The 25,793-nt window shown below is 47.1% G+C and carries 34 protein-coding genes and 1 other annotated feature; of the genes, 7 read left to right on the forward strand and 27 right to left on the reverse strand.

Translation table 11 applies throughout. The features are described from left to right. Positions 1-111 precede the first annotated feature (111 nt). The gene (locus TRNA_RS35820) at positions 112-495 is read left to right on the forward strand and encodes a TIGR04086 family membrane protein (protein ID WP_003183976.1); all 384 of its coding nucleotides are present in this window, start codon (positions 112-114) and stop codon (positions 493-495) included. Positions 496-691: 196 nt separating this feature from the next. Here TRNA_RS35820 and yajC read toward each other — a convergent pair whose 3' ends face one another. The 7 genes from yajC to TRNA_RS35855 all read right to left on the reverse strand — a co-directional run bounded on the left by yajC (position 692) and on the right by TRNA_RS35855 (position 5,701). Then, positions 692-955 (reverse strand): preprotein translocase subunit YajC, encoded by a 264-nt coding sequence (gene yajC / locus TRNA_RS35825; RefSeq protein ID WP_085959518.1) that lies wholly within the window; start codon positions 953-955, stop codon positions 692-694. A 46-nt stretch (positions 956-1,001) separates the two neighbouring features. After that, complete coding sequence (tgt, locus tag TRNA_RS35830; protein ID WP_011198160.1) at positions 1,002-2,147, reverse strand: tRNA guanosine(34) transglycosylase Tgt; 1,146 nt, start codon at positions 2,145-2,147, stop codon at positions 1,002-1,004. A gap of 28 nt (positions 2,148-2,175) precedes the next feature. After that, a complete protein-coding gene (queA, locus tag TRNA_RS35835) occupies positions 2,176-3,204 on the reverse strand; it encodes a tRNA preQ1(34) S-adenosylmethionine ribosyltransferase-isomerase QueA (protein ID WP_003183982.1) in 1,029 nt (342 codons plus the stop codon). 40 nt (positions 3,205-3,244) lie between these two features. Further along, positions 3,245-3,445 (reverse strand): DUF2905 domain-containing protein, encoded by a 201-nt coding sequence (locus TRNA_RS35840; RefSeq protein ID WP_003183984.1) that lies wholly within the window; start codon positions 3,443-3,445, stop codon positions 3,245-3,247. After that, entirely contained in the window at positions 3,438-4,442 is a 1,005-nt protein-coding gene (gene ruvB / locus TRNA_RS35845; RefSeq protein WP_003183985.1) for a Holliday junction branch migration DNA helicase RuvB, read from the reverse strand. The genes TRNA_RS35840 and ruvB overlap by 8 nt, the downstream gene beginning before the upstream one ends. A 9-nt stretch (positions 4,443-4,451) precedes the next feature. Beyond that, the gene (gene ruvA, locus TRNA_RS35850; protein WP_003183986.1) at positions 4,452-5,057 is read right to left on the reverse strand and encodes a Holliday junction branch migration protein RuvA; all 606 of its coding nucleotides are present in this window, start codon (positions 5,055-5,057) and stop codon (positions 4,452-4,454) included. Positions 5,058-5,179: 122 nt separating this feature from the next. Next, positions 5,180-5,701, reverse strand: a complete 522-nt coding sequence (locus tag TRNA_RS35855) for an intercompartmental signaling factor BofC (protein WP_003183987.1) — start codon at positions 5,699-5,701, stop codon at positions 5,180-5,182. Between the two features lie 242 nt (positions 5,702-5,943). On the opposite strand from TRNA_RS35855, the gene TRNA_RS35860 reads away from it, so the two are divergent. Beyond that, positions 5,944-6,594, forward strand: coding sequence for a protein kinase family protein (locus tag TRNA_RS35860; protein ID WP_003183988.1), 651 nt, complete (start codon positions 5,944-5,946; stop codon positions 6,592-6,594). 277 nt (positions 6,595-6,871) lie between these two features. Here the strand turns inward: TRNA_RS35860 and TRNA_RS35865 are convergent, their stop codons facing one another. From TRNA_RS35865 to TRNA_RS35875, 3 genes are all read right to left on the reverse strand, one after another. Next, a complete protein-coding gene (locus TRNA_RS35865; RefSeq protein WP_003183990.1) occupies positions 6,872-7,051 on the reverse strand; it encodes a small acid-soluble spore protein H in 180 nt (59 codons plus the stop codon). A 95-nt stretch (positions 7,052-7,146) separates the two neighbouring features. After that, a complete protein-coding gene (locus TRNA_RS35870) occupies positions 7,147-7,611 on the reverse strand; it encodes a DinB family protein (RefSeq protein ID WP_003183991.1) in 465 nt (154 codons plus the stop codon). A 60-nt stretch (positions 7,612-7,671) separates the two neighbouring features. After that, positions 7,672-8,382 (reverse strand): poly-gamma-glutamate hydrolase family protein, encoded by a 711-nt coding sequence (locus TRNA_RS35875; protein ID WP_003183992.1) that lies wholly within the window; start codon positions 8,380-8,382, stop codon positions 7,672-7,674. A gap of 413 nt (positions 8,383-8,795) precedes the next feature. Between TRNA_RS35875 and TRNA_RS35880 the strand changes: the two genes are divergently transcribed. Beyond that, positions 8,796-8,975 (forward strand): hypothetical protein, encoded by a 180-nt coding sequence (locus TRNA_RS35880; RefSeq protein WP_003183993.1) that lies wholly within the window; start codon positions 8,796-8,798, stop codon positions 8,973-8,975. 91 nt (positions 8,976-9,066) lie between these two features. On the opposite strand, the gene TRNA_RS35885 is transcribed toward TRNA_RS35880, so the two are convergent. The 7 genes from TRNA_RS35885 to nadB form a co-directional block, all read right to left on the reverse strand. Continuing rightward, the gene (locus tag TRNA_RS35885) at positions 9,067-9,393 is read right to left on the reverse strand and encodes a hypothetical protein (RefSeq protein WP_003183994.1); all 327 of its coding nucleotides are present in this window, start codon (positions 9,391-9,393) and stop codon (positions 9,067-9,069) included. A gap of 147 nt (positions 9,394-9,540) precedes the next feature. After that, positions 9,541-10,263, reverse strand: coding sequence for a YebC/PmpR family DNA-binding transcriptional regulator (locus tag TRNA_RS35890; RefSeq protein ID WP_003183995.1), 723 nt, complete (start codon positions 10,261-10,263; stop codon positions 9,541-9,543). Between the two features lie 126 nt (positions 10,264-10,389). Then, on the reverse strand, positions 10,390-11,025 hold the full coding sequence (locus TRNA_RS35895) for a YhcN/YlaJ family sporulation lipoprotein (protein ID WP_009327770.1): 636 nt from the start codon (positions 11,023-11,025) through the stop codon (positions 10,390-10,392). A 172-nt stretch (positions 11,026-11,197) separates the two neighbouring features. Continuing rightward, on the reverse strand, positions 11,198-12,250 hold the full coding sequence (safA, locus tag TRNA_RS35900; RefSeq protein ID WP_003184005.1) for a SafA/ExsA family spore coat assembly protein: 1,053 nt from the start codon (positions 12,248-12,250) through the stop codon (positions 11,198-11,200). 115 nt (positions 12,251-12,365) lie between these two features. Beyond that, positions 12,366-13,475 (reverse strand): quinolinate synthase NadA, encoded by a 1,110-nt coding sequence (nadA, locus tag TRNA_RS35905; protein ID WP_003184007.1) that lies wholly within the window; start codon positions 13,473-13,475, stop codon positions 12,366-12,368. A 21-nt stretch (positions 13,476-13,496) separates the two neighbouring features. Continuing rightward, positions 13,497-14,336, reverse strand: a complete 840-nt coding sequence (gene nadC / locus TRNA_RS35910) for a carboxylating nicotinate-nucleotide diphosphorylase (RefSeq protein WP_009327769.1) — start codon at positions 14,334-14,336, stop codon at positions 13,497-13,499. After that, entirely contained in the window at positions 14,317-15,891 is a 1,575-nt protein-coding gene (gene nadB, locus TRNA_RS35915) for an L-aspartate oxidase (protein WP_003184010.1), read from the reverse strand. The genes nadC and nadB overlap by 20 nt, the downstream gene beginning before the upstream one ends. 100 nt (positions 15,892-15,991) lie before the next feature. On the opposite strand from nadB, the gene TRNA_RS35920 reads away from it, so the two are divergent. Together TRNA_RS35920 and TRNA_RS35925 are read left to right on the forward strand one after the other, a co-directional pair. Then, complete coding sequence (locus TRNA_RS35920) at positions 15,992-17,170, forward strand: IscS subfamily cysteine desulfurase (RefSeq protein WP_009327768.1); 1,179 nt, start codon at positions 15,992-15,994, stop codon at positions 17,168-17,170. After that, entirely contained in the window at positions 17,139-17,681 is a 543-nt protein-coding gene (locus TRNA_RS35925) for a transcription repressor NadR (RefSeq protein ID WP_003184015.1), read from the forward strand. Before TRNA_RS35920 ends, TRNA_RS35925 begins: the two co-directional genes overlap by 32 nt. A 43-nt stretch (positions 17,682-17,724) precedes the next feature. Here TRNA_RS35925 and pheA read toward each other — a convergent pair whose 3' ends face one another. The 9 genes from pheA to TRNA_RS35970 all read right to left on the reverse strand — a co-directional run bounded on the left by pheA (position 17,725) and on the right by TRNA_RS35970 (position 24,046). Further along, entirely contained in the window at positions 17,725-18,576 is an 852-nt protein-coding gene (gene pheA / locus TRNA_RS35930) for a prephenate dehydratase (RefSeq protein WP_025805050.1), read from the reverse strand. Between the two features lie 26 nt (positions 18,577-18,602). Then, entirely contained in the window at positions 18,603-19,046 is a 444-nt protein-coding gene (locus tag TRNA_RS35935) for an ACT domain-containing protein (RefSeq protein WP_003184018.1), read from the reverse strand. 113 nt (positions 19,047-19,159) lie between these two features. Beyond that, the gene (gene obgE, locus TRNA_RS35940; protein ID WP_003184021.1) at positions 19,160-20,446 is read right to left on the reverse strand and encodes a GTPase ObgE; all 1,287 of its coding nucleotides are present in this window, start codon (positions 20,444-20,446) and stop codon (positions 19,160-19,162) included. 32 nt (positions 20,447-20,478) lie between these two features. Next, a complete protein-coding gene (locus TRNA_RS35945) occupies positions 20,479-21,057 on the reverse strand; it encodes a sporulation initiation phosphotransferase B (protein ID WP_003184022.1) in 579 nt (192 codons plus the stop codon). A gap of 225 nt (positions 21,058-21,282) precedes the next feature. Further along, on the reverse strand, positions 21,283-21,564 hold the full coding sequence (gene rpmA / locus TRNA_RS35950; RefSeq protein WP_003184023.1) for a 50S ribosomal protein L27: 282 nt from the start codon (positions 21,562-21,564) through the stop codon (positions 21,283-21,285). Positions 21,565-21,576: 12 nt separating this feature from the next. Continuing rightward, on the reverse strand, positions 21,577-21,918 hold the full coding sequence (locus TRNA_RS35955) for a ribosomal-processing cysteine protease Prp (RefSeq protein ID WP_003184025.1): 342 nt from the start codon (positions 21,916-21,918) through the stop codon (positions 21,577-21,579). 12 nt (positions 21,919-21,930) lie between these two features. Further along, positions 21,931-22,239, reverse strand: a complete 309-nt coding sequence (rplU, locus tag TRNA_RS35960) for a 50S ribosomal protein L21 (protein ID WP_003184027.1) — start codon at positions 22,237-22,239, stop codon at positions 21,931-21,933. A gap of 12 nt (positions 22,240-22,251) precedes the next feature. Then, positions 22,252-22,326: a sequence feature (ribosomal protein L21 leader region), on the reverse strand. A gap of 69 nt (positions 22,327-22,395) precedes the next feature. Then, positions 22,396-23,262 carry a M50 family metallopeptidase gene (locus tag TRNA_RS35965; RefSeq protein ID WP_003184028.1) on the reverse strand — a complete coding sequence of 289 codons (867 nt, stop codon included), beginning with the start codon at positions 23,260-23,262 and terminating at the stop codon, positions 22,396-22,398. Beyond that, positions 23,255-24,046: a M23 family metallopeptidase gene (locus tag TRNA_RS35970; RefSeq protein WP_003184030.1), complete on the reverse strand. Its 792-nt coding sequence runs from the start codon at positions 24,044-24,046 to the stop codon at positions 23,255-23,257. The genes TRNA_RS35965 and TRNA_RS35970 overlap by 8 nt, the downstream gene beginning before the upstream one ends. Before the next feature lie 142 nt (positions 24,047-24,188). Between TRNA_RS35970 and TRNA_RS35975 the strand changes: the two genes are divergently transcribed. Together TRNA_RS35975 and TRNA_RS35980 are read left to right on the forward strand one after the other, a co-directional pair. Continuing rightward, entirely contained in the window at positions 24,189-24,620 is a 432-nt protein-coding gene (locus TRNA_RS35975; protein ID WP_369878943.1) for an SRPBCC family protein, read from the forward strand. After that, positions 24,620-24,940, forward strand: coding sequence for an ArsR/SmtB family transcription factor (locus TRNA_RS35980; protein WP_003184034.1), 321 nt, complete (start codon positions 24,620-24,622; stop codon positions 24,938-24,940). The genes TRNA_RS35975 and TRNA_RS35980 overlap by 1 nt, the downstream gene beginning before the upstream one ends. Positions 24,941-24,984: 44 nt before the next feature. Here the strand turns inward: TRNA_RS35980 and minD are convergent, their stop codons facing one another. After that, positions 24,985-25,791: a septum site-determining protein MinD gene (minD, locus tag TRNA_RS35985; RefSeq protein WP_003184035.1), complete on the reverse strand. Its 807-nt coding sequence runs from the start codon at positions 25,789-25,791 to the stop codon at positions 24,985-24,987. Positions 25,792-25,793 lie beyond the last annotated feature (2 nt).

The raw sequence follows: 25,793 nt of genomic DNA on the forward strand, positions 1-25,793 counted from the left end.
TTGTTAATTTGAGTCTTTTATGTATAAAAGGTCGGGGGAGCTAGTCTATTTGCGAAACATGCAGAATACATTTAAAAAGACGAGCCCGTCTATTTTGAAAGGAGGATCGTGATGAACGAACCAAAACAAGTCGGCAAAGGGATTTTATACAGCTTGGTGGTCATTTTCGCTTTGATGTTTGCAGGAAGCCTGCTTATTTCGCTGCTCCTTACCTTCACATCATTAACCGAAAGTTCATTCAGCTGGTTGATTACCGCCATATCTTTTATTACCTTGTTCATCGGCGGTTTTATTGCGGGAGGAAAATCGAAGGAAAAGGGGTGGCTGAGCGGAGGGTTGACAGCGCTTTGCTTCTCCCTTACGGTGCTTTTGTTTCAATATCTCGGCTTTGGAGAGGCCTTCAATTTGAAGCAGCTCCTCTATCATTCCGGCTTTTTGGGAGTCAGCATGCTGGGCGGGGTTTTCGGGGTCAATCTGCAGGGGAGCCGTGCATAAAGGCAGCAAAAAGGGAGCGGATGTCCGCTCCCTTTTCCCAGTGCCCGCAGGCTTCTTTCGTCATTCACATCAGAAACAAATGCAGCTTCCTAAAACAATAAGGAACGGCGCTTATAGCGCGCGGACGTCCCCGTCCGAACAGCGCCGCCGTCACGTCGTGTGAAAGCCCGATTTCCGATGTTTATGTATCTTTCGGCTATTCTGCTGACGCCTCTCTGATTGCGCGGCGGTCGAATGTCAGACGGGTATTGTCGCCTGTTTTGATGACAACCTTGCTTTCGTCAATTGAATCCACGATGCCGTGCAGGCCGCCGATCGTTACGACCTTATCCCCTTTTTTCAGCTCCTCCTGCATCTGGCGGACAGCCTTCTGCTGCTTTTGCTGCGGACGGATCAAAAGGAAATAAAGAACCGCAAACATTAAAATAATCGGAAGTAATGTTCCAAGCATCTCCATTATTTTTTCACCCCTTTCAAATGGCTTTATCGCTTTCTTCGTTTATGTGTCAGAAACTTTTAGCATTTGGTTTATTAAAACCGTAGCGCTCAAAAAACTCTTCCCGGAAATCACCTAAACGATCTTCACGAATGGCATCTCTCACTTGCCCCATTAATTTTAACAGAAAATAAAGATTATGATAAGAAGTTAAACGAATTCCAAACGTTTCGTTGCAGCGGATTAAATGTCTGATATAAGCGCGCGAGTAATTGCGGCACGTATAGCAGTCGCACTGCTCATCAATCGGCCTGAAATCTCTTTCATATTTTGCATTTTTGACGACGAGGCGCCCTTCGCTCGTCATGAGCGTACCGTTTCTCGCTATCCTTGTCGGCAGCACGCAATCGAACATATCCACTCCGCGGATGGCTCCGTCAATCAGTGAGTCCGGTGAACCGACACCCATTAAGTAGCGCGGTTTATCCGCTGGAAGCAGCGGAGTTGTAAACTCCAGCACACGGTTCATCACGTCTTTTGGCTCTCCGACGGATAGTCCACCTATAGCATATCCCGGGAAATCCAATGAAATCAAGTCTTTCGCACTTTGTTTTCTCAAATTTTCGTACTCGCCGCCTTGAACGATTCCGAAAAGCCCCTGCTCGTCAGGGCGATTGTGAGCTTTCAGGCACCTTTCCGCCCAGCGGCTCGTGCGTTCAACAGACTTCTTCATATAATCGTACTCTGCCGGGTATGGCGGGCATTCGTCAAACGCCATCATAATATCCGAGCCGAGGGCGTTTTGGATTTCCATCGCTTTTTCAGGAGATAAAAACAGCTTGTCTCCGTTTAAATGATTGCGGAAATGAACGCCTTCCTCTTCGATTTTGCGGAACTCGCTCAGGGAAAACACCTGAAAGCCGCCTGAATCCGTCAAGATGGCGCGGTTCCAATTCATAAACTGATGAAGCCCCCCCGCCTCTTTGACGATGTCATGGCCCGGTCTCAGCCAAAGGTGGTACGTATTGCTTAAAATAATGTCTGCACCCATTTCTTTCAGCTCTTCCGGCGACATCGTTTTAACGGTGGCGAGCGTTCCTACGGGCATAAACACCGGCGTTTCAAAAGAGCCGTGCGGGGTGTGCACTCTCCCCAGCCTTGCTCCTGTTTGTTTACATGCTTTTATGAACTCATAGCGTATCGGTTGCTGCGACAAATTATGAGCCCTCCAATCTTTTTGAATTTTATTTGATCAACATGGCGTCTCCAAAGCTGAAGAAGCGGTATTCGTGTTCCACTGCGGTCCGGTAGGCGGAAAGCACATGCTCTCTGCCTGCGAGCGCGCTGACAAGCATAATGAGGGACGATTTCGGAAGATGAAAATTGGTAATCATCCCGTCTATTGCCCGGAATGTGTAGCCGGGATAGATAAAAATCGATGTCCAGCCGCTCGCTTCCCGGAAGCGGCCGTCATGCTCGGAAGCGATTGTCTCAAGCGTTCTCGTCGATGTCGTGCCGACGGAAATGATCCTTCCGCCTTCCTGTCTGACGCGGTTTAACAATGCTGCCGTTTCTTCCGACATTTCATAAAACTCGGCATGCATGTCGTGTTCCTCTACATTTTCCGCACTGACAGGCCGGAATGTCCCAAGACCGACATGAAGGGTGATAAACGCAATATGCACGCCTTTTTCCCTGAGCGCATCGAGAATCTCTTCCGTAAAATGCAGCCCGGCCGTCGGCGCAGCCGCCGATCCTTGTTTCTTTGAGTAAACCGTCTGATAGCGCTCCCTGTCATCGAGCTGTTCTTTAATATAAGGAGGCAGAGGCATTTCACCGAGCGACTCGAGCACCTCGTAAAAAATCCCTTCATAGCGGAATTCAATTTTTCTGCCGCCGTGCTCGAGCTCTTCTGTGCAGACCGCCGTTAGACGGCCGTCACCGAACGAAAGAACAGTTCCGCGCTTGACCCGCTTTGCGGGCTTGACAAGCGTTTCCCAGACGTCCCCTTCCTCCTGTTTTAACAGAAGAACTTCAACCTTTGCTCCCGTCTCTTCCTTGACTCCGTACAAGCGGGCCGGCAGCACCCTCGTATCGTTCAGAACGATGCAATCGCCCGCGTTCAGAAAATCAATCACGTGCTTAAACGTGCTGTGAGTGATCTCCCCTGTTTTTTTATCCAGCACCATCAGCCTGGACGCATCCCGCTCTTTTAAAGGAACCTGTGCGATGAGGCGTTCAGGCAAGTCAAAATCGAATAATTCTACTTTCATCTTTTTTCACCTTACTCTATCTATAGACTTGAATATCGCATCATTTCATTCGTCCGAAGAATGAAAACACGACGGACAGAATGATGCTGATGACAATGCATGTAACAACCGGAAAGAAAAACGTCACGTTTCCCTTTTTCACAAAAATGTCGCCGGGAAGCCTGCCGATGACTTGCATGAATAAACCGATGCCAAAAATGACGGCGCCCAGCACCATTAAAATCTTTGGAAATTCAGTCATGGTTCGGAACCTCCATTTTAAAGTGGCTGTAAACATCAGGGGTTACGATGCGCCCCCGCGGCGTTCTTTGAATAAAACCGATTTGAAGAAGATACGGCTCATACACATCCTCAATCGTGTGAGACTCCTCACCGATAGTAGCCGAAATCGTATCGATGCCGACGGGGCCGCCGCCAAATTTTTCGATCATGCCCATCAAAAGCTTGCGGTCGATATGGTCAAGCCCGAGTTTATCAACCTGGAGGCGTTCAAGCGCATCAACCGCCACTTCCTCTGTGATGGAGCTGTTTCCAAGCACCTGGGCAAAATCCCTGACCCTCCTTAAAAGCCTGTTGGCAATCCGCGGCGTCCCTCTTGACCGTCTCGCGATTTCGAGAGCCGAGAGCGAATCGATGTCGACTTCAAACAGCTCTGCCGTTCTGATCACGATCTCTGAAAGCTCATCACGCGTGTAATACTCAAGCCTCGACAGAACGCCGAACCTGTCCCTGAGAGGCGCGGTTAAAAGCCCAACCCTTGTGGTCGCGCCGACGAGGGTAAAAGGAGGAAGATCGAGCCTCACAGAACGTGCCGACGGTCCTTTGCCGATCACGATATCAAGGCAGAAATCTTCCATCGCAGGATACAGCACCTCTTCGATCGAACGGTGCAGGCGGTGGATCTCGTCTATAAATAAAACGTCACCTGGCTCCAGAGCCGTTAATATCGCCGCCAAATCACCGGGGCGCTCGATCGCCGGACCTGACGTCGTTCTGAGATTGACTCCCATTTCGTTGGCGATGATCGCGGCGAGCGTCGTTTTTCCCAATCCCGGCGGCCCGTACAATAAGACATGGTCAAGGGTTTCCTCCCGCATTTTCGCAGCTTCGATGAAAACCTTGAGGTTATCTTTCACTTTTTCCTGGCCGATATACTGAGCAAGTCTTTGCGGACGCAGACTTTGCTCAATCGCTGATTCATGGTTGTCTAGTTCACTTGATACAAGCCGCTCATCCATGATATCACCTTACTTTAACAATTTTTGCAATGCTTTTTTAACGTATTGATCTGTCGAAAGCGCCTCTTCCTTTTTCAAATGAGGCTGGACTTTTTTAATTTCCCGATCGGAATAGCCGAGCGCCCTCAATGCTTCAAGCGCTTCCTCAAGAGCCGTTGCCGCTTCATGAATTTGCTCCCGCTCTTCATGGTTAAACAGATCGGCAGCGATTTCAGGAACGGCATCCGCAAGCTTCCCTTTCAGGTCAAGGATGATCTGCCTTGCCGTTTTTTTGCCTACGCCGGGAAATTTGACGAGAAATGCTTCGTCCTCATTCTCGATCGCTTCAATCACCGCTCCCGGATCGCCGGAAGCGAGGATCGCAAGCGCTCCTTTTGGGCCGATCCCCGTAACATTCAGCATTTTCGTAAACAGCATTTTTTCTTCCCTTGTCGAAAAGCCGTACAGCGCATTCGTGTCTTCTCTTACATAATGGTATGTATAGATTGTTTCTTTGCTGTTTTTCTTATAAATAAACGGATTTGGCGTGAAGATCTGATAGCCGATCCCGCCGTTTTCAATGACAATATATTGGGGCGATACATAATCAATCGTCCCTTTTACGAATTCGATCAACGTTCATTCACCTCTTTGACTGCTCTTCATTGTAACACAAAACAGGCAAAGCTAGAATGAAAAAGTTAACATATGTTCGCTAAAAAAGCTTCTGTCTGCAGCTGAAAAAAGACATAACAGCGTCATGTCTTCATATCTTCTACATGATGTTGGCTTCCGGATGATTTTACGGCTTCAATGACATGTTCAAATTCCTTTTTCGTGCGGTATGGTATCCCTTTGCGCAGATCATCCGCCATCCGGCTTTCCAGCCGCTTTATATCAATCTGAAAAAACGATTGAATGGGTTCTGATAAGATGCCCGGGCGACCGTGAAAAGTCGAAATCACGCCATCTTCAGTCACTCCGATATAACCGTTTGTTTTGCTGAGGGGAGAAATGTCGTCCACCTGTTTGCGAAACAGAATAAACCCCTTTTTCTGATCGATGAGCTGCCACCCTTTATAAGCAGCTTTAAAGTCTTCCAGTGTGCGAGCGGCCTCTACTTTATTCTCAATTCCAACGTCTCCGTCCAGATAAACCTTTTCAAGCTGGATTTGAACTTTAGCCGGCTTTTCGGCCAAGGCCTCCAGGTGAAAGCTGAGCGCGGCCAGCAGACTTCCAATAAGCAATAAACCGATTTTGAACTTGCTTCGGCTGTACATCAATATCACCTTCTTTTTTGCCTTAACGATCATATCCTTAGTTTGACCAACGCTTTTAAAAATTAATCTAAAAAAGCAAGCGATCTCTTTTTAGATGACAACCGGTTTACGAATGTTACATTTTCAAACCAATATGAAGAACTCAAAAGCATTTAAGGTGCAAAACAGCCCATTCTCATGTATAAACAACATTATAGAGAGTTTTTCGTTTGACCAGCCCTTAAAAAGAAGGTGAGCTCAGCGTGAAAAAGGCGCATACCTATGCAGAAGCCGTAAAGTATGATACGAAAAAAAAGTTCAACAAGCTTATCCAAAAACCCGATGACTTGGAATTGATCGGGAAAGGCAGGAGCGCATACGTTTTTAAGCTGACTGAAGAGGGCGGCAGGGAAATGGCTCTTAAAGTCTTTTTTCCTGAATTTAAGAACATCGCCGCAAGGGAAGCGGAGATTTACAAAAAGCTTTCTGATTCGAATTATTATCCTGATATATATGAAACAGGGCCATCATATATTTTAATGGAGTATATTAAAGGATATACTTTTTATGAGTGTTTAAACAAAGGCATTCGGATCGATGATGACATGATCTGCGAGGTCGACCGCGCATTGAACGATGCGAGGCGGAAAGGATTGAATCCATCCGATATCCACCTCCGAAACCTGATACTGACGCCGTCTGGAACAATCAAAGTCATCGATGTCGCCAGATTTTTGCAGACGAAAGAATGCAGGCAGTGGGATGACTTAAAAACAGCCTATCAAACCCTTTACAAAAAAAGCCGTTTCCCGCAGAGGCTTCCTAAGATGTGGATGGAATTGATCGCTTATCTTTATAAAAAAAGCTGGCTTCAAAAACAATGGGCCTCCAGAAAAAACAAATTTCACCCGTAATCTGAAACTTATAGGAAGCATGCTCGTATATGAAATAACCCCATTACCGTCAAGAAAGGAGAAACATTCGTTGAAGAAAAAAAATAAACGTAATGATGACAAATGGGATTATCTTTATCTCGTCGATTTGCTTGAGCCATTGTTTTATGTGCTGAGGCTGGCAGTAAGAGGACTTGCGAAAATTATAAATTAAACACTCGGTCTTTCGGGTGTTTTTTTGATGGCTGTGTGGCAGGCAAATCCAAAACAAAACCCCTTCCTCAGAAGGGGTTTCTTTTTAATGTTCTTTCAAATTTGCGAGCGGCACTTCCTGCTCGTTCTCCGGCTGGCCGAGCGGAAAGATTCTTGCGGTTTCATTTTGTTCGTCGACACGCTGAATATAAATCGGCCTGCCGTTATAAGTAACATCAACCATATCGGGTGATTCGACGATTTCCTGGGCACGCTGCGTATTCACCTGACACCCTCCTTTAGCTTTTACTCATAATGTGTACTCCCGGGTGCTTTCGTATTCCTTTTTAACCGGTTTTCTTTCAAGGAGGGCTCTCAGGATCAATGAATCTTTACATACAAAGGCAGATCCGTGTGTCCCATTTCACGGACATAAACAAACAGATTGCCTTTGTGGTGAATTTCGTGTCCGATCGCGAGCTGCAGTAGCTGTTCGCCGGCTACTTTTCGTCCGAAGACGCCGGTCAAATCGACTTCACGATCCAATTCTTCATCCGTAAAGGATTCAAGCAGCGTTTTTGTTTTTTCTGTATACGTTTTGGCAAGCTCGCTCAAGCTTGTCCCTGTTTCTTCGGGCTTCTTTTTAAAAGGCTCTCCGTTCCCTTCCTTTGCCGCCGAAGCAAAGGTATAGAAAGATTGCAGCATATGCGTGACAAGTTCCTTTGCTGGCATCGACGTTTCAGTCGGTTTGTAATCGAGATGTTTTTCATCAATTTTTTGAATGAGTTCTTCTGTCACAAGGCGGTGGGACATAAATTCCTGAACGATGCGGTCTTTCCGTTCCATTCTTTTATTCCTCCTTCATGTTTTAGCAGTTCATACACAGAATAACATGAGTTTCCATTTTCAGCATCTGTCCTGCAGCACCTTGCGGACCGCCTTGACATATTTTCGGAATGTTCTCGTTTTTGTCTCTTCCCTCTCTTTATAGGAAAAGTCTTCGAAAAACTCTTTCCTCTGAGCCGTGCTGATTTCAAGCTGCACGCTCATTCCTGTCTGGCTTTCATTATTGATGTTTTCCTCAGCAGTTCCGGCAAATTTCCCGTCCACTTTGACCAATTCTGCGGAAAAGTCAGACTTTTTCAGAGATTTGACGATGGCTTTTGCCAGCTTTCTGTCCGTTCCTCCCACAAGCGTGTGCGGACGGTCGCCCGAATAGCCGTGGAATGCGATGGTATAGCGGTGTTCTTTTATTTTCTGCAATGCCAGAGGCTCGTCAAAGTTTGTGCTGGTAATATGAAGATCGGAGTTGTTCTCATCCTTTTTTCCTTCGAATAAATAAGTTGAATAATCATCATTAAAAGCTCGGACAAGCTCGCTCACTCCGCCTTCTATTCTTCCTCCATGGGGCGAAAAGATTAAACAGTCGCTTCCCGCTTTTTCGTGATAATCAATGTCATAGCCGCTTTTTTCGTTTTCCTGCAATTCCTTGAAGTTCTTGTATTTGTCCCCGGCCTGGATCTGATAGCTTTCCCGGGTTGTTTTTTCGGACCACCTGTATACACCATTTATCATCACTGCTGCGATCACCAAGTAGATGAGTACTTTTTTCTTCATTGGTTATTCCCCTTTTACACTACCTTTCGATTTATAGGCATGTCCTCCATGCCTCATTGTATATTTGGCTTTTTTGTGACACAGTTATTTTACGCTTTAGACATGACGCGTTCAATTATGAATAAGTTTGATAAAAAATAAAAATTTAAATATTTTTATTAAAACAATACTTTTTCTTTAGTTTAAAAGATCGATAAATTTTAAGAAGAAAATCTCATAAGAATGGGCTCCTCTGGTTGCAGGTTTTTCCCAAAAGCCCATCCAGCTTGAGAATGAAGCATTCTATCAGGAACGGGGTATACGGTTTGATAAAAGTGAGAATCATCTGCGGCCGCCACCGGCAGATGTTATATTTTCTTTTCTCCCCCGTTCTGTTATCCTATAACCGACAATAAAAGTGCAGGTGATAAAACATGGAAACAGAATATGAAACAAAAGGCTACGACCTGACAAAAGTTTATGATTACAATCAATATCCGGATGTCCGCCACGGACGGTGCGACAATTGCGATTACACCCTTTTTAAAAGCTCTGTGAAAAACGGGCAGTTTTTGCGCGAATGCCGGCGCTGCGGGATGAAAAAAAGCATTTGACCGTTACAGCAAAATTTTCGTATGTATAAAAAAAACTTGTCGACAAGGCTGAATGCAGCTTTGCCGACAATATTATCATGCTGTCCAATATTTAAGCGTCTTTTTGATCTTTGCTTGTGACGATGCCTTGGATCGATTCACCGATCTTTCCGCTGAGATCGGCATTCAGATTGTTGAGATTTTGAATGTATTCGCTGATAATATTTTGGATCGCTTGATTCAGTTCCGCATTCTCGCTTTTTGTGAAGTCAGCCTCTCTCAGATCGATGCCGCTGTTTTTCTGTACCAGCTCATAGATGGATTCGCCAAATCCGGTGATAAGGCTGCCGACTCTCTCGATGATTTGAGCGGTTTCCTGATCTTGCGCACCGGCGCCCATAGCCGTGAAAGGCTTCTCATTTCCTTGCTGTTCAGCCATTTATAGATCCTCCTCTCATAGATGACAGATTCCTTCACAATATATGATCAAAAATCAAATCATGTTTCCGCTGGAGCTTGATACGGCTGCTAAATGGTTTGATGAAGCATAAAAGGACACCGCTAATCTTGAGCGGCGCCCTTTTCTTTAATGAACGTTCGTATACACTTCCTGCACATCGTCATCATCTTCAAGCACGTCAATGAGCTTTTCGACTTTTTCCTGAAGCGCTTCATCGACTTCTGCATAGGTTTGCGGAACCATTGTAATTTCGGATGTTGCCAGCTTGTAGCCGCGCTCCTCCAAGCTTTTCTTCACTTCTTCAAACTGTTCGGGCTCTGTATAAATCTCGAACAGCTCTTCGCTCGTTTCAAGCTCCTCAGCACCGGCATCAATGACCTCAAGCATAAACTCTTCTTCATCTATCTCAAGATCTTCACGTTCGATTGCAATATATCCTTTCCGGTCGAACATATAAGAAACGCATCCTGTTTCTCCCAAGCTGCCGCCGTTTTTGCTGAAAGCGGTTCTGACGCTTGTCGCCGTCCGGTTTTTATTATCTGTCAAACATTTGACCATGACAGCCACACCGCTTGGTCCGTAGCCCTCATACGTAATTTCCTCATAGCTTTTTCCATCCTGGCTGCCGGAAGCTTTTTTGATGGCGCGGTCGATGTTGTCATTTGGCATGTTTGCATTTTTGGCTTTATCGATGACGAGACGCAGACTTGCGTTAGATTCGGGATCTGGTCCCCCTTCTTTCGCGGCTACATATATTTCTTTGGCAAGCTTCATGAAAATTTTGCCGCGTTTAGCATCTTGGGCATTTTTTCGTCTCTGAATATTTTTCCATTTAGAATGGCCAGCCATAACTTTCTACCTCCAAAATAATTCTCGTCTCTATGTACACTTTATACGGTTTTCCCCGTTTTTGTAAAGGAATCGGCCGAGCGCTTATAAAAAATTGCCGGGGAATCCCCGGCAATTCCCTGCTTGTTATTGGTTCCGCAAGCGGTTCAAATTGTTATTCGTCGTGTCTCCGCGATCCCTAATGTTCTGAGGATCATCGTTCATTTCGCGCAGCCTTGTAAATGCGCCGTCGTCCTCGACAACTTGAACGGTCCGGTCTCCGGCAAATGTTTTGGCTGCTTTTCTAATTTGAGTTCTCTCGTTATTTGTCAGCCTTTTATCAGACCGTACGGCGATGATGACCGTTTCATTCGTTACGACTGCCTGGCTTTCGTCAACATAATTCAATTTGTTGACGCGCCCAGTGATATTCCTTGAGATTTTACGGTTTTCCGGTCTGTCATAGCCTGTATCCGCCGTATTCACCAAATGGTTGTGATAATTCATGTCTCCCCGGCTGTAAGTTCCATCGCCTGTTGGAACGGGATTGCCGTTGCCCGCTCGATTGTTTACGTTTGTTGCACCGTTTCTCCCGTTCATGTTTTCAAGCATTTCTGTAACAGGACCGTCATTATCAAGACCTGCATTACGATCTGCATCATTTGAATAATATCCGATCGGGCGCGTATTGTTTCCATTATCTATAGCGTCGTTCGTTCCGCATGCAGATAGACCTGCTGTCAAAAGCAAAATCCCCGAAAACACTTTCAGCTTGCTGTCCAATGGTAGTACCCCCCGTGAAAACCGCTGAATTTGAGCATTGCGCTCTTTTTTAGGATGTGCGGGATGCGAAGAGTTACCCTTGACAGTTATAGACATTCCCGTTAAATAGCATGAAAATGTTTATAGCGGTCCACAATAAAAAAGGAACGATAGATCATCGTCCCATTCCGAATCAGTCTTCATCATCTTCCGGTCTGTTAAACATCTGTCCCCCTGCAGGCTGCTGTCCGTATCCCCCCATACCGTACGGAGCTCCCATTTGCGGCATCTGTCCATATGGCGCCGCACCTGGAAAACCTCCCGGGAATTGGCCCGGCCCGCACCCGCAGTCATCTTCTTTGCCGTGTGCCATATTAGGGTCCCCGGCGTGACCGACGTTTGGCGGTGCAAATCCCGGGAACGGCTGGTAAGGCGCATATGCCGGGGCAGTCATCGGCTGATGATGGTATCCGTGATGACCGGCATTGTCATGCCCCATGTTGTCATCATCGTCATATTCAGCAGGAGATACATAGCTAGGCTGATGCATATAAGGCATTTGAGCAGGATATGGATACCAAGGATGGCACAATCCCGATCCAGGCAGCACCGGTGAAACAGGAATCCAGCAGCCTCCAGGATAGAACGGATAAGGATATGGATGGTGATGATATCCCGCTGCAGCTACATTCGGCATGCCGTGAAACTGCTTATTTTCATCACCTGCTGCACCGACATTTGGCGGCTGCGGAACATTCGGATAATTGACATTTTCCATATGGTTTTCCTCCTCATTTGTCCATGGATTATACATGTTGGGGCCTTTCTCTTGATGTTCATAAGGTTTTGGAGGTACGTACGGCTGATGAAGCTGATTGACGCTTTGATACAAATTCGAAATGTCGCCTTCAGGCAAACTTGATTGTCCGATGTTCGGGACAGGCGGAACATAAGGAACCGAAGGCTTTTCTTTCGGTTTTATATCTTCAACATCAAGCTTGCTTTTCGGCTTTTCTTTTGCAAATGGATGTTCCTGCTGTTTTTTCGGTAATTCCTTTCGCATATTGAGCTGTTCTTCTTTTTTGACCGGCACTCCCCCTGACGGTACTTTGATTTTCATGCCCGGCATGATCAAGTCTGGATTGCTCAGCTGCGAATTCAGCTTTTTCAGTTCTTCAAAGTCCACTTCATATCTTTCCGCGATTTTTTCCAGAGAATCGCCCTTTTGGACAATATGAATTTTCAACGTTTTCCCCTCCTATGCAAAAACGTGAACGAACAGATGAGAATAACAAATATGCTTCTCCACAAATTTATGCGCATAGCGGAGGGGTTATGATAAAAACTTGTTCTCCAAAAAGTTAACGGATCGTTAACATCCGATTCAGCGCAAGAATGGCATCTTTTGCAATATCTTGATCCACTTTGATCACGCCTGTCGGTTCACCTTTGTCGATCTGCTCCAGCGACCACAGCAAATGCGGCATGTCGATTCTGTTCATTGTCAAACAAGGACACATATCAGGGTTAAGGGATTCGATTTGTTTATCAGGATGTTCTTGAATGATGCGTGAAACAAGGTTCATCTCTGTTCCAATCGCCCATTTGCTCCCCGGTTTTGCTTCATTAATGGAGTCGATGATTTTTTTTGTAGATCCGCTGAAATCGCTGAGCGCAACGACTTCGTGGGTGCATTCCGGATGAACGATAACATTGATGTCCGGATCCCGCTCTTTAACACTTTTGATATTCGCCACGGTAAATTTTTCGTGAACTGAACAATGCCCCTTCCACAAAATGATTATTATGTCTTTCATATCGCCGTTATACTCAAGTTTTTCTGCAATTGGATCCCATACCGCCATCCTGCTTAGAGGAATGCCGAGGTCAAATGCCGTGTTGCGTCCCAAGTGCTGATCCGGAAGAAATAAAATCCTCTCCTTTTGCGATAGCGCCCATGTCAACATGCGCGCCGCATTTGAGGATGTCACGGACGCTCCTCCGTTTCTTCCCACAAAAGCCTTAATTTCAGCTGTCGAATTGACATATGTGAGCGGAATGACCGTATCGCCAAACAGCTTCGTCAGCTCTTCCCAGGCGCGATTTGTCTGCCGCATATTGGCCATATCGGCCATCGAACAGCCTGCGCGCATGTCCGGCAAAACGACAATCTGTTCGTCCGAAGTGAGCATATCGGCTGTTTCCGCCATAAAATGTACGCCGCAGAACACGATATATTCCGCTTTTTTATTTTTTTGGGCGACCTGTGCCAGCTGGAGCGAATCGCCCGTCGCGTCCGCAAATTGAATCACTTCGTCTTTTTGGTAGTGATGCCCCGGGATAAACAGCCTTGCTCCGAATTTCTTTTTGATTTTCAAAATCCTTCCGGCCATTTCTTCCTCAGTCAATTCTTTATACACCTCCGGCATCATGCCGGCGTTCCTGTCATGAATCACTTTTAAAATAGACATCTGTACCCTCTCCAATCCCGCTTATTTTTTCAGATCAACATTCATGCTGATATCAAGGCTTTTCGCCGAATGAGTCAAGTAGCCCAATGAAATACAGTGCACCCCTGTTCCCCTGTAAGCGGGGAGATTTTCAAATGAAATTCCGCCTGAAGCCTCCGTTATAATGCCGGCGGGTGTCATTTCAGCAAATGCTTTCACCGTCTCGGGCGGGCAATTGTCGAACATAATGATATCGGCGCCGGCCTCAATCGCTTCATGAAGCTCTTGTTCAGATTCGATCTCCACTTCGATCTTGACCATATGGCCGCACGCTGACCGCGCTTTTTCAACCGCTTTTGAAATCGAGCCGCAGGCGGCAATATGGTTGTCTTTAATCATGATGCCGCCGTCCAATCCAAAGCGGTGATTGCTGCCCCCGCCGGTTTTGACCGCGTATTTTTCAAGGATGCGCAGGCCCGGGGTCGTCTTTCTCGTATCGCAAATCGCGATATTCGGATCATTCAGCCTGATAATGGACTGCTTTGTTAATGTGGCGATCCCGGACATTCTTTGAATGAGATTCAGCACAACCCGTTCACCGGTCATGAGGGAAGCTGCACGGCCTTTGAGTCGCGCGATCGTTTCCCCTTTACGAACCGCTTCGCCATCTGTTTTCAGCATGTGGACGGCGATCGTTTCATCAAGCAGCCGAAAGCCTTCCAGAATCACTAATTCTCCTGCAAACAAGCCGTCATCCTTCGCTGTGATGACAGCTTCGCATTGATGATTGTCATCAAAAACGGCTTCTGAAGTGAGATCCCCCCGGCCGATATCTTCCTTGAAAAATTCCTTAAGCATGTTCCTAAGTATGAACCGCTGCATATTTCACAATCCCTTCGTTTTGTCTGATCTTGATCCCGCCTTTTGTGTGAACGATTTGCTTGCCGTGCCAGTTTTTATCATCAGGCGCCGGACAATCCGAACGGTAATGGCCGCCCCTGCTTTCTGTACGAAGCAGTGCCGAGGCCGTCATCTGTTTGGCAGTCTGCCATAAATGAGCTAGCTCGAGCTGTTCTATTGTGATTTCTTTCACATTTACGATTTGAACCGGCATTCGCTCAAGCCATTCTTTCACCTTCGTCAATTCATCCTCCGTACGCACGATCGCCGCATAATCTGTCATTTGTTTCTGAATATCCTTCACATCTGTCAAAGGAACAGAATACGTCACATTCTCAGGCTGAGGAGATTGGCCTCTGACAGGCTCCGGTTTTTGGCAGGCTTGAATCCGCTCCGCCGCTCTCCTTCCGAAGACGATGCATTCCAAGAGAGAATTGCTTGCCAGACGGTTGGCACCGTGAAAGCCGGTGCAAGCGGCTTCCCCGATCACAAAAAGGTTTGGAACAGCCGTTTCTCCCCATTTATTCACAGAAACGCCCCCCATTAAAAAATGCATGCCCGGTGAAACCGGAATCCGGCCCTCTTCAATGGAAATACCGGCTTTTTCGCAAAGAGAAGAAATCGTAGGGAAGCGGCTTTTAAAGTCTGATATGCGGGAAATATCTAAAAATACGCTGCTTCCGCAGGCAAGCTTTTGGTGTATCGCCCGAGATACAACGTCCCGCGGCGCTAAATCCAGCAAAGAATGTATGCCTTCCATCACCCGCTGTCCGTTTTCATCAATCAACACAGCACCTTCTCCGCGCACAGCTTCTGAAACAAGTCCGTGCGCGCGCCCGTCTTTGACAAGCAATGTAGGATGAAATTGAACGAATTCCAAGTCTGCGAGCTCTGCTCCTGCCCGATACGCCAAAGAAATCGCATCGCTTGTCACAGAACGGTTATTCGTGTTGATTTGAAATAGATTTCCGCAGCCTCCTGCCGCCAGCACGACAAAATCGGCTTTTCTGAGAAACGTCTTCCCACGGCTGTCTTTCGTCCAGACGCCACAGCAGCGTCCGTCTTCAATCCATAAATCCGCCGCCGTTTCGTATTCTTTCAGCACGACGTGCGGACCGAGCCGTCCGATTAAGTGCCGGATCAACTCCTGTCCTGTTGCGTCTCCCCCGGCATGCAAAATTCTGTTCACCGAATGCGCGCCTTCTTTTCCGAGGCTCAGCTTTCCTGATTCGTCAGTATCAAAAGGGAAATGCTGAAGGATCAGCTCATCAACAAGGCGCTGTCCGTCTTTAATGGCATCATGGACCGCTTCGATTTGATTGTGGCCGCACCCGGCATACAACGTGTCGTCCGCATGAAGCGACCAGGAATCGCGAGGCAATACAGCAGATGCAATTCCTCCCTGAGCGAGGGTTGAATTGCTGTCTTTTACAGATGCTTTTGTCATCACAACCACTTCATAAGACGGCGGAATGGATGCAGCAAAAGACAACGCTGCGGCACCTGCTCCGACAACAATAATCGTCTGATGAGACATGTCGACTCCTCCTGTAAATTTACATGTGTCTTGACACCTATATTTACACATCGATAAAATAAACTCAAGTATTTTTTATAAAGAATGGGAGACGAGCGCCGTGATTTATCTTGATTATGCAGCGACGACACCGGCATCAAAAGAAGCCTTGGACGCGTTTCAAAAACTTAGCACAGACGTATACGGAAATTCGAGCAGTCTGCACGATGCAGGAGGGAAAGCCGAAAACATTTTGCGCTGCTGCCGCCAAAGGATGGCAGAACTTTTATCCGGAGAAGAAGAAGGCGTTTATTTTACGAGCGGAGGCACCGAAGCCAACTTTTTAGCGATTCACTCCATCTTAAATGGACTTCCCGCCGGGAAAAAGCGCTTTTTAATGACAGAAATGGAGCATCAGTCGATCCATATTTTGAAACGGCATCTCGAGATGCTGGGATTTGATGTCGACTTGATGAAGCCGAATGCTTCAGGCATCATTACAACGGATATACTTGAACGGCACCTCCGCCCGGATACGGGTCTGGTTTCGATTCAGCATGCCAATTCAGAAACAGGCGTCATCCAGCCTCTGGCAAAGCTCTCGGCTTACCTGCATAAGCGGGACGTGCTCTTGCACAGCGACTGCGTACAGACATTTGCCAAGATTCCGGTCCGCATTGATGAGCTCGGCGCTGATGCCTTATCGGTCTCAAGCCACAAAGTATACGGCCCAAAAGGAGTTGGGGCTGTCTATATTCGGCCGGGTGTAAACTGGAAACCCGTCTACCCGGGCACTTTGCATGAAAACGGCTTTAAAAGCGGCACCGTCAATGTCCCTGGAATCGGCGCTTTCATTACCGCTGCAGATTCGACAATAAACCGCATGGATGCCGCGCATCTCAAATTCCAGGAGCTGCGCGCAGGTTTTCTGGAAGGAGTAAAAGACCGGAAGCTTCCCGTCTCCCTTGCTGTGCCCGATTCGGCAAATTCGCATGTTCTGCCGCATATTATAGGTTGTTTTTTTCATTCCTTTGAAGGACAATATACTATGCTGGAATGTAATCGGAGAGGAATTTGCATTTCTACCGGAAGCGCGTGTTCAGCGGGCTATCATGAGCCTTCGAATACGATGAAAGCCCTTTTGATCCCTAGGGAGCTCGCGCTTCAATTCGTCCGGATTTCATTCGGATGCGATACGACAAGCGAACATGTTGATAGGCTGTTGGACGTTCTTGAAGATATGATGAATGAGAAAGGAGACCATCGGATTGACAGACGGATTAAAACTTACGGGAGCTGAGCGGCGCCAGCAGCTGCTGGCTTGGCTGAAGGAGTCAGAGGCTCCGCTTACAGGAAGCGAGCTGGCCAAAAGAGCATCTGTTTCACGGCAGGTAATAGTACAGGATATTTCTTTATTAAAAGCAAAAAACGAACCGATCATCGCAACAAGCCAAGGGTACATGTATTTGCGGTCAGCCCTCGGCAAAAAACAGCCGGTTCAGCGGATCATCGCCTGTGACCACGAACCCGAAAAAACGGAAGAAGAGCTGAATCTGATCGTCGACTTTGGCGTAACGGTGAAAGATGTAACGATTGAACATCCGGTCTACGGAGACTTAACAGCTTCGATCAGGGTCAGCACAAGAAAAGAAGTCGCGGATTTCGTCAAAAAAATCTCTTCGACAAACGCCGCTTATCTGTCTCAGCTGACAAACGGCATCCATCTCCACACATTGGAGGCAGATGATGAAGAGAAGATCGAACAAGCTTGCGGCGCCCTGCAAAAAGCGGGCATCCTCATTCCCGAATAAAAGAAAAGGTCCTTTGCCGTTATCAGCGCAAAGGACCTTTCTTTTATAGTGTATATGCGTTGTAGGCACCGAGCATTTTCACCTTGCAGCCCAAAGCTTCAAGCTCAGCTATTGCACCTGGAATCAGCACGTCATCCAGGGCCATTTCAATATCAATAATGAAGAAATAATTGCCGAGACCGGTTTTTGTCGGCCGCGATTCAATTTTAGAAAGATTCAAATTTCTCCAGGCGAAAGCCGACAGCACTTGGTGGAGAGCTCCCGATCTGTCCGAAGGAAGGGTCACCAGCAAAGTCGTTTTCGGTCTTCCCTTGAGTTGAGGGTTGACCGGAGGGGATGCCTCGCGATCCGGATGAAGCATCACAAATCTCGTGTGATTGTATTCATAGTCATGCACATCTCTTTTGACGATGTCTAATCCGTAAGTATCTGCTGCCATTTCATTGGCGATCACGCCGATGTTCTCTTCCGGATTTTCGCTCACGTATTTTGCAGCTGCTCCGGTGGATGTCGCATATTCAAACGGAATGGAGCGGAACCGGCTGTGCAAAAATTTATGGCATTGCGCGATGGCATGGGAATGGGAATAAACCTTCTGAATGTCTTCCCAAGCCTCTTTTCTGGTAGGATGCACAAGCAAATGCTGACGGATGGGAGCGGTGATTTCTCCGACAATATAAAGAGGCTGTTCGTGAATTAAGTAGTCTATTGTCAGATTCACCGATCCTTCAATCGCATTTTCAAGCGGGACGACAGCCAGATCGATCTCCCCGTTCATCGCCGCATCCATGCAGGCCGGTATCGTGTTAAATGCTTGCTGGTCTGCATCTGAAAAGCAGGAGCAGACGGCAAGGTGCGTAAAAGTTGCTTCTGGACCTAAATAACCTACTCTCATACTCATGATATATGTCATTCTCTCCCTTAAGCGCCCGAACCTAGTATTTCGACCTTTTCTACGAATTCCAGCTTTCTTAATTTGTTCATCAGCAAATCGATATTTTCATCCATGCCTCTCGTACTGACAGAGAGCGTGACATTCGCTCTTCCTTGAAGAGGGATGGTCTGGTGGATCGACAGCACATTGCAGCCCGATTCAGCTACCACTTGCAGCAGATGGGACAGCGTTCCTGAGCGGTCCTCCAAATGAAAAAAAAGCGTGATAATCTGTTCCTTGACCATCGTATAAAAAGGAAAAACCGCATCTCTGTACTTATAAAAAGCGCTTCGGCTCAAATCTACCTTTTGTACGGCTTCAGCTACAGATTCCGCTTTTTTCCGCTCAATCAGCTTTTTGACCTCAAGTGTTTTCCGCATTGCCTCCGGCAGCACGTCTTCCCTGACAAGATAAAAGGTCTCCTCTTTCACAGACTTTTCTCTCCTTTTAAAAACCCTGATTCCTTTACATTGATCCTGCGAAAGGAAGGGCGTTCCTTTCAGCTAAAAGTCGGAGAGCTTGCTTGGCAAACTCTCCGGTATGATCAGTCGATAAATTCAAATTCAAATTCGAGAAGACGGATCGTATCCCCGTCTTTTGCACCGCGGGCCCGAAGCGCATCATCGACGCCCATTCCGCGAAGCTGTCTGGCAAAACGCTTAACAGACTCATCTCTTGAAAAGTCCGTCATTTTAAATAAGCGTTCAAGCTTGGCTCCGCTGAGCACGAAGGTGCCGTCAGGATCACGGCTGATCTCAAACGGCGCTTCCTCATCCTCAAGCTTATACATGACTCTGTTTTCAGCCATGTCTTCTTCGTCGTAGAGCGGGAATTCCGGCGTCGTTTCCAAACGGTCGGCAATTTCAAACAGCAGATCCCTCAAGCCTTGTCTGGTCACCGCGCTGATTGGAAAAACAGGATAATCATCTGTGAGCTTTTCTTTGAAAGCCTTCAGATTTTCTTCCGCATCCGGCATATCCATTTTATTGGCGACAATAATTTGAGGACGTTCTGTCAGCCTGAGATTATACTGTTCAAGCTCTTTATTAATGGTCACATAATCTTCATACGGGTCGCGCCCTTCAAGACCCGACATGTCAATAACGTGCACGATGACGCGCGTTCTTTCGATATGCCTGAGGAATTGGTGTCCGAGGCCAACTCCTTCGTGCGCCCCCTCAATCAGTCCCGGAAGATCCGCCATTACAAAGCTGCGGCCGTCTTCCGTTTCGACCATTCCGAGATTCGGGTTCAGCGTTGTAAAGTGGTAATCGGCAATTTTCGGCTTGGCCGAAGACACGACAGACAGGAGCGTTGATTTTCCGACGCTTGGGAAGCCGACAAGACCGACATCTGCCAAAACTTTCAGCTCGAGAACAATATAGCGCTCCTTGCCGGGTTCGCCGTTTTCAGAAAGCTGCGGCGCCGGGTTGGCAGGCGTCGCAAAACGTGTATTGCCCCGTCCGCCGCGTCCCCCTTTTGCGATGACGGCTTCCTGTCCGTGCTCCGTTAAATCAGCGATGACCTGTTTTGTATCATCGTCAATGACAACCGTGCCGGGCGGGACTTTCACAACCATGTCTTCGGCATTTCGGCCGTGCTGGTTTTTAGACATGCCGTGTTCTCCGCGCGCTGCCTTAAAATGTCTTTGATATCTAAAATCCATCAGCGTGCTGAGACCTTCGTCAACTTTGAAAACGACGTCTCCGCCTTTTCCGCCGTCACCTCCGGCAGGGCCTCCTTTTGGCACATATTTTTCGCGGCGGAAAGCAACCATACCGTTGCCTCCGTCTCCGCCTTTTACGTATATTTTCACCTGATCAACAAACATAATGTCCTCCGTTCTATTCCTAAAAAACCGCTTTACTTGATATGAATTTCGGCGATGCACTCACGGTCTGTTACATCAAACCGCTTGATTTCATAAAAGTCGGCCAGTGAATGATGAAAGTCTTTGATACCGGTCAGCTTTGTGAATACGCCGTGGAAATCGAGAAAGATGACGAGGCGGTCGTCCGGACCGTCCGTCTGCAGCGTGATCGTCAGATGATTGTCGCTGCCTTTCAAAACGGCATCGTCAAAAATCCCAAACAGCTTTCTGATGAGAACGACGAGCCTTTCTTCATAAGCTGACAAATCCTTGACTTGACCGATCACCTCATATTCAAGCGTCAGCGAATGGGCCATCCAGTTAAATGTAAGCAGCTCATACGCCGCGCGCGGGATTCTAAGGTTTGAAAGCTTTGATTCATGCTGAGCTTCGATGACCACTTCATCGATAATTTCAAATACGCGGTCATACTTTTTTAATGTTAAGTTTCCTTTAATCAATTGCAGTTTATTCATCCAGTCGTGCCTTGAGTGGCTGAGCAGATGGATAAGCTCATGGGTCAAAGCCTTATCGTCCATATTCTTTTCTCGTTTTTTCGAAGTTTCTTCCATTTTGGCACTCCCAATCGTTTGGTCTCTCTTTTAGGAGTCTGATTCAGTTTGTACTTTGAATTATAACAGAGAAGGCAGTATAAATGAAACACGTTTATATACTTTAACGAAGCAGAATCAGAGCGGAAACCCGGCCTTATTTAGGCGTCGGGAAGGTGTTTTAAGCAAGTCATGGTGCTGAATGTAAAAAACTCCGGTCAGAACGACCGGAGTTTCGTTTAAAGGTTAGGCTACAGGATATACGCTCACTTTTTTGCGGTTACGGCCGAAACGTTCGAATTTAACAGTTCCGTCGACTTTTGCATATAGAGTGTCATCTCCGCCGCGCCCAACGTTTTCACCTGGATAGATTTTTGTTCCGCGCTGACGATAAAGGATTGAACCGCCAGATACGAATTGACCGTCTGCACGTTTAGCACCTAGGCGCTTCGCCTCAGAGTCACGTCCGTTTTTCGTTGAACCTACTCCTTTTTTAGATGCAAAAAACTGAAGATCTAATCTTAGCATGTAGCTCACCTCCTATATTTTGTTCGTCGTTACTTTTAAGTAACCTTTGTAGTCTCGTTCGATCGTGTCAAGGGAGACGATCATGCCTTCGAGAAGGAGCTGCGCCTTTTCAAAAGCCTCACGATCCGTACCGTCCGGGAAGCGGAAAGATAAAAACCCCCCGTCTTCCCCGAGGTCAATGACCGGCTCAATGCCCGTCAGCTTCATTACGGCATTGACGGCTCCAAAGGCGACCGCCGACGCCCCTGCGCAAACGAGATCCTGACCATGTTCAGCAAAATTCGCATGTCCCGACATTTCAAAGCCCAAGATGTCTTTGTTCGATCGGGATCTTGTAATCTTTGCATGAATCATATCATACACGCCTTAAGCGTTGATTTTTTCGATAACAACTTTAGTGTAAGGTTGACGATGACCTTGTTTTTTGTGTTGGTTTTTCTTCGGCTTGTACTTAAATACGGTAATTTTTTTAGCGCGGCCTTGTTTTTCAACTTTGCCTGTTACCGTAGCACCTTCAACCGTAGGGCTGCCAACTTTAACATTTTCACCGCCGACAAACAATACGTTGTCAAAAGTAACTGTTTCGCCGGCTTCAGCAGCAAGCTTTTCGACGTATACAGTTTGGCCTTCTTCAACTTTGATTTGTTTTCCGCCTGTTTGAATAATTGCGTACATCTCTGCACCTCCTAATAAACTAAGACTCGCCAGTCACAGGGGGCTAAGAAAGCACTTAACGCCTGTGCTGAGCGGTTGTAGCACGGGTGCTACATCCATAACATTAAAAAATATACCAGAAAAGAGCCCGAGTGTCAATGTCTTTTAGAAGGATGGTCAATAAACCAGAAGCAGATCTTCCATTGAGGAAGTCGTGCGCTTGTCTGTAAAATAAGCGTGGAGAACTTCATTTTCATCCAGCTGGCTCAGTTTTTGTCCGTCCTTCTCAATAATGATCGGGTGTTTGCAGCCCCTTTTAAACATGAGCATGACCTCATAAATCTGCTGTTCGGCGCACACCGTGATCGGTGCGAGTCGCCGCACTTCCCTCTCATTTCCATAGTAGCGCTCAAGCAAAAAACGGATATGGGCGTAATGCCGATTGCGATATTCCTGGTAAAGGGATGCAGCCAAAAATACGAGAAGCACCCAAGCGCTCAGCTGCGACGGGGAGACCAGCAGAGTCGCCGCGATTAGAACAGCGCAGCAAAAGCACGATACAGCCAGCATCATCCGCTGCGCTTTCTGATACGGAAGGTGTTTTGAAAACAGCAGAAACAGCAGCTTCCCGCCGTCAAGCGGCCAAATAGGAAACAGATTTATCAAGAGGATGGTCAGATTGTAAAAAGTAAACGTTTCAAATATATGAGGGCTGATGAGCGAATTGACCGCCAAAAGCCAGGCTGCAAATTGAAGCCAAATGTGCTGAACAGGCCCCGCGGCGATGACGGCAAGCTCTTCCTTTAACGGTCTGTTGCCGTGTTCATCGACTTCCAGCGTTCCTCCAAAAGGCAGCAGGAAAATGCCTTTAATTCTCCATGAAAAATAAACGGCAGCAGCAGCGTGGCCAAGCTCGTGGATCAAAATAATGATCATTAAACAAAACAGCGCTTTAATATGTCCTGTCATGATACCGATCGCCATGACAAGCCACAGCAGCGGATGAATGTGAAGCTTGGTGAAGAGCTCCGTCCATTTACTCAAATGTGATCACCTGTATCGGATCAACAAATTCCTCTCCTTGTTTGATCGCAAAGTAATAGATGCCTTTTTGATTTTTATCCTGCTCAATCGTTCCGAGCTTCGTTCCTTTATCTATATAATCGTATAAAGCGACATCCGCTTTTTTCAGCTGGCCGTAGTAGGTATAGCTGTTGTCCGCATGCTGCAAGACCACCGTCAGGCCTGTTTCCGGATTTTTGTCCACTTCAATGACATAGCCTTCCTTCATGCTGCGGATCGTTTCGTCTTCTGTTTCTACCTTAATGCCCTGCCCTGAGAATTTCTCCTGAACCTTTCCTACGGCAGGTACAGCGAGATCCTGATTCACCTCGACCTGGCCGGACGGTTTGGCGCCTTTCGGCTGAAAGAATGCGAGGGGATCGCCGAACTTGGATTCATACCAATTCTGGAGGGCCGCAAATTGGAACTCTTCAGTAAACACCTGGCTGATAACCGGTTTGATTTGGTTTGCGGGTTCAAACTGGCCTTTGTAGGCAATGGCGGACACAAGAACAAGGCATGCCGACAGAAGACATTTCAAGATGAGCGCATCCGCCTTGACAAGCGGGTGCTTCCCGTTTATCAGCAGGGAACTTCCTTCAGGCGGAGGGAAGTCTCCTCCTTTTTCATCTTCCGAAAAGGCTGTCCATGCAGGCGGCTTGAGCGGCCGCTTTTTGCCGTCTGATGAAAAGGGCTGTTTGTCCGGTGTTTTCCGCTTTCTTTTCCTGGCCATTCTTTTTCGAATCTCATCTGCTCTATGACTCATAACCCTCATCCTTTACATTCAGGTTCGTTTGTTCAATGATATGCCTTGTCCCAGGGAATTATGACGGAACATTGACATAAAACTAAAAGGTTTCATATAATAGAAAGGAAACCATTTGGTTTTACTTTTTTCTAGGAGGTCTATTATGAGCAATCAACTAGTGCCTGATATACATAAACAGGCTGTTTTTCACGCATCGATAGAAAAAGTGTGGGAGGCCGTCGCCACCAGTGAAGGCATCGCCGCCTGGTTTATGCCTAATGATTTCCGCCCGGAGATCGGCTGCGAATTCACCCTGCAGTCTCCTTTCGGCCCCTCCCCGTGCAAAGTGATCGAGCTTGATGCGCCGCATCGACTCGCTTTCAGCTGGGATACGTCGGGATGGATCGTCACATTTGAATTGAAAGAGCTTTCTGCAGAAAAAACCGAATTTACCCTGATTCATTCAGGATGGGGTGCGCCGGAAGAAACGGTTTCAAAAGCGGGAGAAAAGCAAGCGGATGTCCGCAATCGGATGAATGGCGGCTGGGAAACAATCGTCAATCAAAAGCTGCGTCAGGCAGTTGAGGGCTAGTGACATCCGCCGCAAAACATGATGTGTTCCAAGCCGTTTCCGATCCCTCCCGGCGAAAAATGCTGGAGCTCCTCGCCGGCAAAGAATTGCCTGTCACAGATATCAGCAGCCATTTCCCGATGAGCCGGACGGCTGTTTCAAAGCATCTCAGAGTTTTGTCCGAAGCAGGCCTAGTCAGCGGGAGAAAAGCGGGCAGAGAAAAACTGTACAGGCTTCATCCCGAACCTCTCGCCGAGCTGCAGCAGTGGCTCGCCTACTTCGACATGTATTGGGACAATAAGCTTTCCTTGCTAAAGCATAAAGTAGAAAACGATCAATAAAACTGCAAAAAAAGCAATCTCGCTTTGGAGATTGCTTTTTGCAGTTAAGCGCGTACGCCGAAAAATGATTTAATCTTTGCGAAAACGCCTTTATTTTCTTCTTCAAACGACTGTAAAGGCACAGATTCGCCCAGCACGCGGCGGGCGATGTTCCGGTATGCGATTGAAGCTTTATTATTCGGGTCCATGACGACAGGCTCCCCGTTATTGGAAGCTTTAATCACTTCATCATCATCCGCAACAATACCGATCAGTTCGATCGACAAGTGCTGAATGACTTCATCAACATCCAGCGTATCGCCGTTTTTCATTAAGTGGTTGCGGATCCGGTTGACGACAAGTCTCGGCGGCTCAATATTTTCTTCCTTTTCAAGCAGGCCGATGATCCGGTCAGCGTCACGAACAGCGGAGATTTCCGGTGTTGTCACGACAATCGCCTTGTCTGCGCCCGAGACCGCATTTTTATAACCTTGCTCAATCCCTGCAGGGCAGTCAATGACAATGTAGTCGAAGTCTTGTTTGAGCTGCTGGATCAGCTTGACCATCTGCTCGGGCAAAACAGCCGACTTATCGCTTGTCTGAGCGGCCGGCAGCAAATAAAGCAAATCATCAAAGCGCTTATCTTTCACAAGCGCCTGATGGATTTTGCATCGTTCCTCAACGACATCCACCAAATCATATATGATTCTATTTTCAAGGCCCATGACAACATCAAGATTGCGCAGGCCGATATCCGTGTCAACGAGACATACCCGTTTCCCCAAAATGGCCAAGGCGGTGCCAAGATTTGCAGACGTCGTCGTTTTGCCTACTCCGCCTTTCCCCGAGGTTATTACGATAGCTTCACCCAATT

This window comes from Bacillus licheniformis DSM 13 = ATCC 14580, assembly GCF_000011645.1.
Taxonomy (GTDB): domain Bacteria; phylum Bacillota; class Bacilli; order Bacillales; family Bacillaceae; genus Bacillus; species Bacillus licheniformis.